The organism is Rhizobium sp. PEPV16 (assembly GCF_008919455.1).
Classification (GTDB): Bacteria; Pseudomonadota; Alphaproteobacteria; order Rhizobiales; family Rhizobiaceae; genus Rhizobium; species Rhizobium leguminosarum_Q.
On the sequence record NZ_VSZV01000196.1, the window covers coordinates 1 to 12,119 of the forward strand.

The 12,119-nt window shown below is 60.7% G+C and carries 11 protein-coding genes, 1 pseudogene and 1 riboswitch; of the genes and pseudogenes, 7 read left to right on the forward strand and 5 right to left on the reverse strand.

Going from position 1 to position 12,119, the window contains the following annotated elements:
• Together FY112_RS05310 and FY112_RS05315 are read right to left on the reverse strand one after the other, a co-directional pair.
• Positions 1-802: TIGR03862 family flavoprotein (locus FY112_RS05310; RefSeq protein WP_151517898.1), on the reverse strand; the 802-nt coding region annotated here is incomplete at its 3' end.
• 69 nt (positions 803-871) lie between these two features.
• Positions 872-1,294 carry a helix-turn-helix domain-containing protein gene (locus FY112_RS05315; protein WP_012759112.1) on the reverse strand — a complete coding sequence of 141 codons (423 nt, stop codon included), beginning with the start codon at positions 1,292-1,294 and terminating at the stop codon, positions 872-874.
• A 71-nt stretch (positions 1,295-1,365) separates the two neighbouring features.
• Here FY112_RS05315 and FY112_RS05320 point away from each other — a divergent pair, with 71 nt between their 5' ends.
• The 6 genes from FY112_RS05320 to FY112_RS05345 all read left to right on the forward strand — a co-directional run bounded on the left by FY112_RS05320 (position 1,366) and on the right by FY112_RS05345 (position 9,557).
• On the forward strand, positions 1,366-3,597 hold the full coding sequence (locus tag FY112_RS05320; RefSeq protein ID WP_094087348.1) for a heavy metal translocating P-type ATPase: 2,232 nt from the start codon (positions 1,366-1,368) through the stop codon (positions 3,595-3,597).
• Positions 3,598-3,761: 164 nt separating this feature from the next.
• A riboswitch (cobalamin riboswitch) is annotated at positions 3,762-3,986 on the forward strand.
• Positions 3,987-4,261: 275 nt separating this feature from the next.
• Positions 4,262-4,483, forward strand: coding sequence for a glutaredoxin-like protein NrdH (gene nrdH / locus FY112_RS05325; protein ID WP_151517899.1), 222 nt, complete (start codon positions 4,262-4,264; stop codon positions 4,481-4,483).
• Between the two features lie 9 nt (positions 4,484-4,492).
• A complete protein-coding gene (gene nrdI, locus FY112_RS05330; protein ID WP_151517900.1) occupies positions 4,493-4,897 on the forward strand; it encodes a class Ib ribonucleoside-diphosphate reductase assembly flavoprotein NrdI in 405 nt (134 codons plus the stop codon).
• Positions 4,876-7,080 carry a class 1b ribonucleoside-diphosphate reductase subunit alpha gene (gene nrdE / locus FY112_RS05335; RefSeq protein ID WP_094087350.1) on the forward strand — a complete coding sequence of 735 codons (2,205 nt, stop codon included), beginning with the start codon at positions 4,876-4,878 and terminating at the stop codon, positions 7,078-7,080. Before nrdI ends, nrdE begins: the two co-directional genes overlap by 22 nt.
• A gap of 174 nt (positions 7,081-7,254) precedes the next feature.
• The gene (gene nrdF / locus FY112_RS05340; protein ID WP_017962232.1) at positions 7,255-8,229 is read left to right on the forward strand and encodes a class 1b ribonucleoside-diphosphate reductase subunit beta; all 975 of its coding nucleotides are present in this window, start codon (positions 7,255-7,257) and stop codon (positions 8,227-8,229) included.
• A gap of 104 nt (positions 8,230-8,333) precedes the next feature.
• Positions 8,334-9,557, forward strand: coding sequence for an adenylate/guanylate cyclase domain-containing protein (locus FY112_RS05345; RefSeq protein ID WP_094087351.1), 1,224 nt, complete (start codon positions 8,334-8,336; stop codon positions 9,555-9,557).
• Positions 9,558-9,575: 18 nt separating this feature from the next.
• Here FY112_RS05345 and queE read toward each other — a convergent pair whose 3' ends face one another.
• The 3 genes from queE to queC are packed head-to-tail and all read right to left on the reverse strand — an operon-like array spanning position 9,576 to position 11,367.
• Entirely contained in the window at positions 9,576-10,304 is a 729-nt protein-coding gene (gene queE / locus FY112_RS05350) for a 7-carboxy-7-deazaguanine synthase QueE (protein ID WP_151517901.1), read from the reverse strand.
• Positions 10,301-10,657 carry a 6-carboxytetrahydropterin synthase QueD gene (gene queD, locus FY112_RS05355; protein ID WP_025396142.1) on the reverse strand — a complete coding sequence of 119 codons (357 nt, stop codon included), beginning with the start codon at positions 10,655-10,657 and terminating at the stop codon, positions 10,301-10,303. The genes queE and queD overlap by 4 nt, the downstream gene beginning before the upstream one ends.
• Positions 10,657-11,367, reverse strand: a complete 711-nt coding sequence (queC, locus tag FY112_RS05360) for a 7-cyano-7-deazaguanine synthase QueC (RefSeq protein ID WP_151517902.1) — start codon at positions 11,365-11,367, stop codon at positions 10,657-10,659. Before queC ends, queD begins: the two co-directional genes overlap by 1 nt.
• A gap of 403 nt (positions 11,368-11,770) precedes the next feature.
• On the opposite strand from queC, the pseudogene FY112_RS05365 reads away from it, so the two are divergent.
• Positions 11,771-12,119 (forward strand): annotated as a pseudogene (locus FY112_RS05365) (sugar ABC transporter substrate-binding protein); the annotation flags it as partial.

Below are 12,119 nucleotides of genomic sequence, written 5' to 3' on the forward strand. Positions count from 1 at the left end.
CGGGTGCGAGGTCGAGCGTCAGGACGGCGCTGCCATGGTTCAGCAGCCGGTCGCGCAACGCGGCCGTATGGGTATAGACGAGGCTGCCTTCGATGCCGCTGCCGGTGATGACGAATTCGCCGGGAAACGTGCCGGCCTCGGACGTGGCGGTGACTGATTTTACCGGCTCGCCGGCGAAACGCTCGCTGAAGTTGCCGCTCCATCCGACGGCGAAGCCGCAATTGGCGGGTTGAAAAGTGTCAATTTCCACACCCCTGCCGGCCAGCCGAGGCACCCAGGCAGCATCGGAGCCGAGGCGCGGCCAGCTTGCGCCGCCGAGCGCGAGCAGGGCCGCGTCGCAATGGACGATGCTGCGCCCTTCGGGCGTTTCGAAAACATAGCCGCCTTCGGCAAAACCGGTCCAGCGGTGGCGGGTGCGCAGCGCAGTGCCCTGCGCCTCCAGCCGCCTGAGCCAGGCGCGCAGCAAAGGCGAGGCCTTCATCACCTTCGGGAAAACCCGGCCGGACGAGCCGACGAAAGTCTCGGTGCCGAGCCCTGCTGCCCAATCCCTGATATCATCAGGGGTAAACGCATCAAGAGCGGGGCGCAGACGGGCGGAGGCCGCTCCGAAGCGCGTGGTGAAACGGGCATAATCCTCGGAATGGGTGATGTTGAGACCGGACTTGCCGGCCAGCAGGAACTTGCGGGCAAAGGTCGGCATGGCGTCGTAGACCGTCACCGTATGACCGGAACGGGAAAGCAGTTCGGCAGCCGCGAGACCCGCCGGGCCGCCGCCGATGATTGCAATCCGCTTCTGGTTCATTGATATCTTCGCCCGATTCTCTCTGCATGCAGTTTTGGCGCGGGCATGGATTGCCTGCAAGGGTAGAGATCAGTGGTGCGGATGCGTGCACTGGCCGTGGTCGGCGAGAACCTCGATGACGCGGCATTGGTCGACGCGGCCGTGGCCGCAGCCTTCCACCATGGTTTCCAGCTCGGCCTTCAGCGCCATCAGGCTGCGGATGCGCTGCTCGACTTCGATGAGGCGGGCCTTGGCGATGGCGTCGGCCGAGGCGCAGGACTGGTGCGGATCGTCCTGCAGGGTGAGCAGCGTGCGGATCGCGTCGATCTCGAAACCGAGTTCGCGGGCGTGGCGGATGAAGGCGAGACGGCTGATATCGGCAGGCTCGAAGGAGCGCTGGTTGCCTTCGCTGCGGCTCGGGGCCGCGAGCAGGCCGATGCTTTCATAATAACGCACCGTCGGCACCTTGACGCCGCTCTGGCGGGCGGCTTCACCAATGGTGATCTTTTTCATGATTTTCCTCTTGCACCTCTAGTCGCTAGAGGATGTAGGAGGGATGCTTCTATTTGACAAGGAAGCGGATCATGGCTGAGAGCGAGACACGATACCGGGTTGGCGGCATGGATTGCGCCTCCTGCGCAACCAAGATCGATACGGCGGTCAGACGCTTGACGGGTGTCGCCGATGTTTCCGTTTCGGTGATGGCGGGCACGATGACCGTCCGGCACGATGGCAGCAGCGATCTCAAGGTGATCGAGAAGAAGGTGACGGGGCTCGGCTATTCCGTCGCGCCGCTTGCCGGAACCGCTGCGCCTGCGCATACCCAGGGCTCGCAGCATCGTCACGACCATGGACATGATCACCGCGATCACGCGGGCCATGACCACGATCATCCTCACGATCATGGCGAGAAGGAAATCGAGGGGCTGCACGGGCACGACCATGCGCCGATGGCCGGTCCCTGGTGGCAGAGCAGGAAGGGCCGGCTGACCATTCTTTCGGGTGCAGCACTCGTTGCCGCCTATACCGTCGGCCATCTCGTGCCGGCGATCGCGTCCTATGCCTTCATCGTCGCCGTGCTGATCGGGCTGGTGCCGATCGCGCGGCGCGCCATCATGGCCGCCTTCTCCGGAACACCGTTTTCGATCGAGATGCTGATGACGATCGCCGCCATCGGCGCCGTCATCATCAATGCCGGCGAAGAGGCGGCAACCGTCGTGTTCCTGTTCCTCGTCGGCGAGTTGCTGGAGGGGGTGGCGGCGGGCAAGGCGCGCGAAAGTATCCAGTCGCTGACGGCCTTGGTGCCGAAGAATGCGCTGCTCGAAGACAATGGCCAGACGCGGGAAGTGCCGGCGGAAAGCCTTGCTGTCGGCGCCATTATCATGGTTCGCCCTGGCGACCGTATCTCTGCAGACGGCATCATCATCTCAGGCGAGAGCGCGATCGACGAGGCGCCGGTGACGGGCGAGAGCACGCCGGTGTGCAAGGGCGTCGATGCCGTCGTTTTTGCCGGCACGGTGAATGGCGATGCGGTGTTGAGGGTTCGCGTCACCGCCGCCGCTGCCGACAATACCATCGCCCGCGTCGTCAAGCTGGTGGAGGAGGCGCAGGAATCGAAGGCGCCGACCGAGCGCTTCATCGATCGGTTCTCGCGCTATTACACGCCCGGCGTGGTCGTGGTCGCAACGCTTGTCGCGGTCGTTCCGCCGCTGCTGTTCACAGGGCCATGGGGCGAATGGGTCTATAAGGGCCTTGCCATCCTTTTGATCGGCTGCCCCTGCGCGCTCGTCATTTCGACGCCGGCGGCGATCGCCGCTTCGCTTTCGGCAGGTGCGCGGCGCGGCCTCTTGATGAAGGGCGGCGCTGTACTTGAAACGCTCGGCAAGGTGACGATGGTCGCGTTCGACAAAACAGGCACGCTGACGGAAGGCAAGCCTCAGGTGACCGACATCATTTCCTTTGACCTGAGCGAGGCGCAGGTGCTGTCGCGCGCGGCGGTGCTGGAGCAGGGTTCTAGCCATCCGCTGGCGCTGGCGATCCTCAACCGCGCCAAAGCGGATGGCGTTCCCGTGCCGCCGGCCTTCGAGCTGGAAGCGCTGCCGGGCAAGGGTGTCAGTGGCAAAGTCGGCGGCGAGACGCTGGACCTGCTGTCGCCGCCTGCTGCCCGTGAGCGCGGGGCGCTCAGTGCTGAACGGGATGCACGCATCGCTGCGCTGAACGACGAGGGCAAGAGCGTGTCGGTGCTGCTCGTCAACGGTGTTGCGGCCGGCCTGATCGCCATGCGCGACGAGCCGCGCGAGGATGCCGAGGCCGGGCTCGCTGCCCTCAAATCGGCGGGCGTCAAGGCGATGATGTTGACGGGCGACAACAAGCGGACGGCAGCAGCCGTTGCCGGCATGCTCGGCATCGACTGGCGCGGCGAGATGATGCCGGAGGACAAGCAGCGGGTCGTCGGCGAATTGAAGCGCCAGGGCTTCGTCGTTGCCAAGGTCGGCGACGGCATCAACGATGCTCCGGCACTGGCCGCGGCCGATATCGGCATCGCCATGGGCGGCGGCACCGATGTGGCGCTGGAGACGGCGGATGCCGCCGTGCTGCACGGACGCGTCGGCGACGTGGCGCGGATGATCGAACTTTCCAAACGCACGATGCGCAACATCCTGCAGAATATCACCATCGCACTCGGGCTGAAGGCGGTCTTTCTGGTGACGACGATTATCGGGATCACCGGGCTCTGGCCGGCGATCCTCGCCGATACCGGCGCCACCGTGCTGGTGACGATCAACGCGCTGCAGTTGCTTCGAATAAAAATATGAATGTTGTTTCGGGAGCCGGCTTCTGCCGGCTCTTTTCTGATGGGTTCTCCACAGCGCTTTTCCGTTAACGCTTCATTATCCACATCATACGCAGTCACGTGAAATTCACTGCCGCCACTGCTGCGCCGCCACAACAACTTGTTGACGTCATCAGCGATTCGCGTACCATATCTAGTGTTCGAGGTTCCGTCGATTCGTGAGGATCGGCGGCTAAGACGGGAATTCGGTGCGCTTCGCCATCATGGCGCGGCAATGCCGGAGCTGCCCCCGCAACTGTAAGCGGCGAGCAACTGTCCGATTTCAGGTCACTGGAGCATGATGCTCCGGGAAGGCTGGGCAGGCGCTTTGACCCGTGAGCCAGGAGACCTGCCTCGAACGAAACGTCCACGGGCGGGGTGTCCGGAAGGTCGCGTTGCATGGCTGCGGGGAATCTCCGCATCGCGTTTCGCAGGCCCGAACCTCCGCCCTCGAAACCTTCGCATTGAGCCACTTCGGGGTGAAGTCATGTCAGTATCTCAGTTCAGGCCACCACCCGCGTCAAGGAGAGGGCGGATCACGCCCAGCGGCTGAACGAGCCGCATCGCTGCAAAATACAGAGTGTTTTCGACGGATATCGAGAGATTTCCGACCGATGTCCTGCGTCCCAATCGTTACGAGGAATATTATGACCATCACCGTCTACAGCAAGCCTGCCTGCGTCCAATGCACTGCCACCTATCGCGCCCTCGACCGCCTGGGAGTCGACTATGACATCGTCGATATCTCGCAGGATGCCAAAGCGCTCGATCGCGTCCGCAGCCTCGGCTATATGCAGGCGCCTGTCGTCATCGCTGGCGAGCAGCATTGGGCCGGTTTCCGCCCCGACATGATCAGCGCACTTTCCTGAGGAAAGGCGATGGGTCTGATCGTCTATTATTCCAGCCGATCCGAGAACACCCATCGGTTCGTCGCCAAGCTCGGACTGCGCGCGGCGCGCATTCCGTCAGGTGGCGCAGACGCGTTCCATATCCGCGAACCCTTCGTGCTGATCGTGCCGACTTATAGCGGCGACGGCGGCAAGGGTGCCGTTCCCAAGCAGGTGATCCGTTTCCTCAACGATGCGGAAAACCGAGGACACATCCGCGGCGTGATTGCCGCGGGCAACAGCAATTTCGGCGAGACATACGGGCTCGTCGGCGACGTCATCTCGCAGAAATGCCAGGTGCCTTACCTCTACCGGTTCGAGCTGCTGGGCACAGAAGATGACATCGCCAACGTCAAACACGGAATGGAACGGTTTTGGACACGGGAACACCTCTGACGCGGGATGCGGGCGCAAAACCGCATAACACCTTTGCTCATCCCGCCGGCGAACGCCCTCTGAAAGCGGCGGAAACGCTCGACTACCACGCGCTGAACGCGATGCTGAACCTCTACGACGATGAGGGGCGGATCCAGCTCGACAAGGATCGAATGGCTGCCAAGCAATATTTTCTGCAGCATGTGAACCAGAACACGGTGTTCTTTCACAATCTCCGGGAAAAGCTCGATTACCTCGTCACCGAGGGCTATTACGAGCAGGAGGTTCTCGACCAGTATTCCTTCAATTTCGTGCGGGATCTGTTCGACCAGGCCTATGCCAAGAAGTTCCGTTTCCCGACCTTCCTCGGCGCCTTCAAATACTACACCAGCTATACGCTGAAGACCTTCGACGGAAAGCGCTATCTCGAGCGCTATGAGGACCGCATCTGCATGGTGGCGCTGGCGCTTGCGCGCGGCGACGAGGCCCTTGCCCGCGACGTGGTCGATGAGATCATTTCCGGCCGCTTCCAGCCGGCGACGCCGACGTTCCTCAATGCCGGCAAGAAGCAGCGCGGCGAACTGGTTTCCTGCTTCCTGCTGCGCGTCGAGGACAATATGGAATCGATCGGCCGGTCGATCAATTCGGCGCTGCAATTGTCGAAGCGCGGTGGCGGCGTGGCGCTGTCGCTGACGAATATCCGCGAGGCGGGCGCGCCGATCAAGCATATCGAGAACCAGTCCTCGGGCATCATTCCCGTCATGAAGCTGCTCGAAGACAGTTTTTCCTATGCCAATCAGCTCGGTGCGCGACAAGGCGCGGGTGCGGTCTATCTCAATGCCCACCATCCCGACATCATGCGCTTCCTCGACACCAAGCGCGAGAATGCCGACGAGAAGATCCGCATCAAGACGCTGTCGCTCGGTGTCGTCGTGCCTGATATCACCTTCGAGCTCGCGAGGAACAACGAGGACATGTACCTGTTCTCGCCCTATGACGTGGAGCGCGTCTATGGCGTGCCGTTCACTGAGATTTCGGTGACGGAAAAGTACCGCGAGATGGCTGATGACGCCCGCATCTCAAAGAAGAAGATCAAGGCGCGCGAATTCTTCCAGGTGCTTGCCGAAATCCAGTTCGAGAGCGGCTATCCCTACATCATGTTCGAGGACACGGTGAACCGGGCGAACCCGATCGCCGGGCGCATCTCGATGAGCAATCTCTGCTCGGAGATTCTGCAGGTCAGCGAGGCCAGCGAATATCATGACGACCTTTCCTACAAACATCTCGGCAAGGATATTTCCTGCAATCTCGGCTCGTTGAATATCGCGGCGGCAATGGATTCGGCGGATTTCGGTAAGACGATCGAGACCTCGATCCGGGCGCTGACGGCTGTTTCCGACATGAGCCACATCTCCTCGGTTCCTTCCATCGAGAAGGGCAATGACGAGAGCCATGCGATCGGCCTCGGCCAGATGAACCTGCACGGTTACCTCGCCCGCGAACGCATCTTCTACGGCTCCGAGGAAGGCGTGGATTTCACCAATATCTACTTCTACACGGTGACCTATCACGCGATCCGCGCCTCGAACCTTTTGGCGGTCGAACGCGGCACAAGCTTCAAGGGCTTCGAGGACTCGAAATATGCCTCCGGCGAATATTTCGACAAATATACCGAGCAGCTCTGGGAGCCGGCGACGGAGACGGTGAGGGCGCTGTTCGAGACGTCAGGCATTCACATTCCGACGCAGGAAGATTGGGCCGCGCTGAAGAAGGCGGTGATGGCCTCCGGCCTCTATAACCGGAACCTGCAAGCGGTGCCGCCGACGGGCTCGATTTCCTATATCAACCACTCGACCTCCTCGATCCATCCGATCGTCTCGAAGATCGAGATCCGCAAGGAAGGCAAGATCGGCCGCGTCTACTATCCGGCGCCGTTCATGACCAACGACAATCTCGACTATTATCAGGATGCCTACGAGATCGGGCCGGAGAAGATAATCGACACCTACGCGGCGGCGACCCAGCATGTCGACCAAGGCCTGTCGCTGACCTTGTTCTTCCGCGACACTGCAACGACGCGCGACATCAACAAGGCGCAGATCCATGCCTGGAAGAAGGGCATCAAGACGATCTACTACATCCGCCTTCGCCAGATGGCGCTGTCCGGCACCGAGGTGCAGGGCTGCGTGTCTTGTACGCTGTGAGTTGATTTCGACCGCGAGCCTTTGAGCAAATGGCCCCCTCATCCTCCTGCCGGCACCTTCTCCCCGAGGGGAGAAGACATCTGCGGCAGGCGCGACATCCCCTCTCCCCTCGGGGAGAGGGTAGGGTGAGGTGGCTCCGAGCGCCATCAAATCTATTGGAAGGAGATAATCACCATGAACATCGCCGTAAAGCCGGTCAGCCGCGTGCGCGCCATCAACTGGAACCGCATCGAGGACGAGAAGGATCTCGAAGTCTGGAACCGGCTCACCGGCAATTTCTGGCTGCCGGAAAAGGTGCCGCTTTCGAACGACATTCCCTCCTGGGCCACGCTAACGGCGGCCGAGCAGCAGTTGACCATCCGCGTCTTCACCGGGTTGACGCTGCTCGATACGATCCAGAACGGTGTCGGTTCCATCCGGCTGATGGAGGATGCGGCGACGCCGCATGAGGAGGCGGTGCTTTCCAACGTCTCCTTCATGGAGGCCGTGCATGCGCGCTCCTATTCCTCGATCTTCTCGACCCTGTGCTCGACGCCCGATGTCGACGATGCCTATCGCTGGTCGGAGGAGAACGAATTCCTGCAGCGGAAATCGACGCTGATCATGGAGCAGTATCGCTCCGGCGATCCGTTGAAAAAGAAGGTCGCGAGCGTTTTTCTCGAAAGCTTCCTGTTCTATTCCGGCTTCTACCTGCCGATGTACTGGTCAAGCCGCGCCAAGCTCACCAACACGGCCGACATGATCCGGCTGATCATCCGCGACGAGGCGGTGCACGGCTATTATATCGGCTACAAGTTCCAGCGCGGACTGGAGCGGCTTGGCGACGAGCGGAAGCAGGAGATCAAGGATTTCGCTTTCGAATTGCTGCTCGAACTCTACGACAACGAGGCGAAATATACCGAAGCGCTCTATGACGGCGTCGGGCTGACCGAGGACGTCAAGAAATTCCTGCACTACAATGCCAATAAGGCGCTGATGAACCTCGGCTATGAGGCACTTTTCCCGGCCGAGGCCTGCAAGGTCAATCCGGCGATCCTGTCGGCGCTTTCGCCGAATGCCGATGAGAACCACGACTTCTTCTCCGGCTCCGGTTCCTCCTATGTGATCGGCAAGGCTGTCGCGACCGAGGACGAGGACTGGGATTTCTGAGGCTTGATCGCTGTCTGCCTCTTATCATTTGCTCTCTCATCGCCCACATTCAGCGGAAACTAAATTTGGTCCTCGCCGATGATGTGGCGTAGCGGGAGTTTTTGATGCAATCCTTTTCGAACAAGGCCGATATTGCGGACGAAGGCGTGTGGCCGATCCGCAGAAGACGGATTCTCGACTGGCTGGTTAACGAGACGCGCGGTGAGCGGTTCATCGACAATATCCTGGTGGACATGTGCGAGAAGCTGCTGGCGGCAGGGGTGCCGGTGGCGCGGGCGACATTGCATTTCAGGACGAACCATCCGCAATGGGTCGGTGCCCGCATCCTCTGGAAAGAAGGCCTGGCGGAGGCGAAGATCGACACATTTGCCTATGGTATCGAAAACACGCCGGAGTTTCTGAACAGTCCCGTCAACGCCATCCATCAGGGTTCGGAGGAGGTGCGCAAACAGCTGGAAGGCACAACCGATGGCGACGAGGATTCATTCTATCAGGAACTGCGCGATGACGGCCTTATGGAGTATATCGCCTGGCCCCTCGAGCATACATTCGGCAAGCGGCACGTCGTGACATTTTCCACCAGCCGCCCGGGCGGTTTTACCAGCGAGCATGTCGATTTCCTGCGCGACCTGCTGCCGGCATTAACTCTCGTCAGCGAAATCCGGCTGAAGAACATCATGGCGCGCACGCTGCTGCAGACCTATGTGGGACCGCATGCGAGCGAACAGATCCTGTCGGGCGTCACGACCCGCGGCAGCGGCGCGACCGTTGGCGCGGCGATCATGATCTGCGACCTGCGCGACTTTACCGCAATCTCCGATCTCTGGCCGCGCGACGATGTCATCCATCTGCTCAACGACTATTTCGATGCCATGTCCGACCCGATCGAACGGCACGGCGGAGAGATCCTGAAGTTCATGGGCGACGGATTGCTGGCGATCTTTCCGTTAGCCAAGGAAACCGCCTGCCTCGATCTGCTGCAGGCGATCCGCGAAGGGCAGACATCGATGGCTGAGCTCAACGAGCAGCACGTGCGCATGGGGCGCGAACCGCTGCGTTATGGCGTCGGCGTGCATGTCGGCGACGTCATGTACGGCAATATCGGCTCGCGCCGGCGGCTGGATTTCACTGTCATCGGCCCGGCGGTCAATGTCGCCTCGCGGCTGGAAAGCCTGACCAAGGAGGTCAAGCGTCCGGTGCTCCTATCACGAGCCTTCGTCGAAATGGCGGGCTGCGCGCAAGACATGGACAGCCTCGGCACCTTCCCGCTGCGCGGGCTTGGAGAGCCCGTCGATGTTTTCGCCTTTCCGGAGCGTATTGCTGCATAATTTTCAGTGCAGGCGGACTCATACGCCTCGTTTGTTTCCCCAGAGCAGCACGTGCAATTGCGGCAGTACGCGGACTGCAAACCATTTGTCGGCCGTCACCCTTTCGACAAGCCAGTGCATCCGATCCATCACGCCGTCGATATCAATGCGCGCATCGCCGTCTTCGGGCGGCGGCGGCGTATGATTGCCCGGCTGTAGGAACAAGGGAATTTGCGGATAGCGCTGACCCGCCTGCTGGGCGAATGCGTAGTCGGGTTCGTCGAAGACGACGATCTTCAATGCGACCTCCGGTCCGCCGGCCGCCAGTTGAAGACAGGTATCGATCTGGTCCCAATCCGTCAGCATTCCGCTCGATGGCGGTTTGGGGCTGACGACCAGGATGTCGAGATCGCGAAACCAGCCCTGGGCTATGCTTCCCTGTGTTTCCAGGGCAAAGCGGTATCCTTGGGAATGGCCGAGTTCGATCAGCGGTCCTAAGGGCTGTATCGCCGGATTGCCTCCGGAAAGGGAAACCGTCAGTGGCTTTCCCCCGGAAAGCTTCACGACCTCGTGCCAGATCGCCTCTGTGGACATGGGAATCCATTGATCCCGGAACGCGCTGTCGACCGCGTGAAGGCTGTCGCACCAGGAACACCTGTAGTCACAGCCGCCTGTCCTCACGAACACCGTCGGCAGCCCGATCAAGGCGCCTTCACCCTGTATGGTCGGGCCAAAGATCTCGCTGACGCGAATGGTTCCACCACTCACGGCCTGTACTCCGCCCAGGTTTTCGGCGTCTCGCTGACGCGAACGGACGATGTCTCCGGGAAGCGCTGCTTGCACCAGTCGTAGAAGTGCCTTGCCAGGAATTCGGAGGTGACTTTCGAATGACCGAAGACGTCGTTCAGGTGACGATGATCGAAAGTTTCGTCGATATAGCGCTTGAGCGGCGAGAGGTCGTGATAGTCACGAACGAAGCCGTCGTCATTCAGGCTTTCCGCAGCCAGTTCGACGACGACGATGTAGTTGTGACCGTGGAGCCGGGCACATTGATGTTCCGCCGGCAGGTGATCCAATTGATGGGAGGCGGAGAGATGAAACTCCTTGGTGATGCGGTACATCAACGCACCTCCGTGGCCGAGTATCGCGACACGGCCGCCTTCCAGAAATCCCGGTCTTCGTACTCCGTGGGATCGGGAACGCCGGCAAGATCGAACGCTTCGCGACGTTCGACGCAGGTACCGCAGCGCCCACAGTGGAGCTTGCCGCCTTTGTAGCAGGACCAGGTTTCCGAGAATGGCGTGCCGTGTTTTTCGCCGTCAACCACGATCGCCGCTTTGGAAACATCGACGTAGGGGGCAAGCAGTTTCACGCTGGCATAACCGTCCAGCGCTTCGTTCTGCATGCGCTGGAAGGCATCGATGAAGCCCGGACGGCAGTCCGGGTAGATGAAGTGGTCGCCGCCATGCACGGCGACGGCAACGGCATCTGCTTTTTGCGCGGCAGCCAAACCGAACGCGATTGCCAGCATGATGGCATTGCGGTTGGGCACGACGGTGGCTTTCATGGTCTCCTCGGCGTAGTGGCCATCCGGAACCTCGACATTGTCGGTCAGGGCCGATCCGCTGAGATGACCGCCGATGCTGGAGATGTCGATGACATGATGGGGAACGGAAAGCCGTGCGGCACAGCTGGCGGCGAATTCCAGTTCCTTGCGATGCCGTTGGCCGTAGTCGAAGGAGACGAGACCGATAAGCTGTTTTTCCGCTGCTACCTTGTGGGCAAGCGTAACGGAGTCCAGTCCGCCGGAGCAGACGACGATGGTTTTCATATTTTGGATCCCTTGTTTTGACCGGGTGGGCTGCGACCGGATTACGCGGTGCTTCTAGGACAAATCACGCGCCATGCAAACAGTTTTAAAATGTCGGCCATCACAGCCGGGCGGCTACCCGACCGGAAAGTTGATCTGCGGTGACAGCAGGAGCTGCAGATCCTCGGCCTCCGGATCGTTGCCGTGGTTCCGTTAGCATCCAAAAATTCATATAAAATTCAAGCAGATGTCCTAGTAGCCATATTTTTCTCGGGAGTCGAGAGAGGACTTGACGACAGAAGGCTTATAACGCTTTAAATTGTTAACCGCGCGGAGGAGCGCGGCCGCGTGTTGACTACTGCAAGGTGGTAAACATCGGGCGGCGGGGAGGGTCCTGCCGCCGATTTTCAATGGGAGGAAATTCATGCGCAAGTTTTTGAGCTCGGCAGCTGTTGCTGTCGTGATGATGGCTGGCCTCAGTGCGGCCCACGCCGCCGACGTGAAAGAAGTGCAGATGCTGCACTGGTGGACGTCAGGCGGTGAGGCGGCGGCGCTGAACGTCTTGAAGGAGGATCTTTCGAAGGAAGGTTTTGCCTGGAAGGACGTTCCGGTTGCCGGCGGTGGCGGCGATGCGGCGATGACGGCGCTGAAGGCGATGGTTGCGGCCGGCACCTATCCGACAGCCTCGCAGATGCTAGGCTATACTGTGCTCGATTATGCTGAGGCCGGCGTCATGGGCGATCTGACGGAGACGGCGAAGAAGGAAGGCTGGG

Coding starts and splice junctions, on each gene's coding strand:
- queD (WP_025396142.1), bottom strand. CDS start 10,657: ATGTACCGCATCACCAAGGAGTTTCATCTCTCCGCCTCCCATCAATTG.
- queC (WP_151517902.1), bottom strand. CDS start 11,367: ATGAAAACCATCGTCGTCTGCTCCGGCGGACTGGACTCCGTTACGCTT.
- FY112_RS05320 (WP_094087348.1), top strand. CDS start 1,366: ATGGCTGAGAGCGAGACACGATACCGGGTTGGCGGCATGGATTGCGCC.
- FY112_RS05315 (WP_012759112.1), bottom strand. CDS start 1,294: ATGAAAAAGATCACCATTGGTGAAGCCGCCCGCCAGAGCGGCGTCAAG.
- nrdI (WP_151517900.1), top strand. CDS start 4,493: ATGGGTCTGATCGTCTATTATTCCAGCCGATCCGAGAACACCCATCGG.
- nrdH (WP_151517899.1), top strand. CDS start 4,262: ATGACCATCACCGTCTACAGCAAGCCTGCCTGCGTCCAATGCACTGCC.
- FY112_RS05345 (WP_094087351.1), top strand. CDS start 8,334: ATGCAATCCTTTTCGAACAAGGCCGATATTGCGGACGAAGGCGTGTGG.
- nrdF (WP_017962232.1), top strand. CDS start 7,255: ATGAACATCGCCGTAAAGCCGGTCAGCCGCGTGCGCGCCATCAACTGG.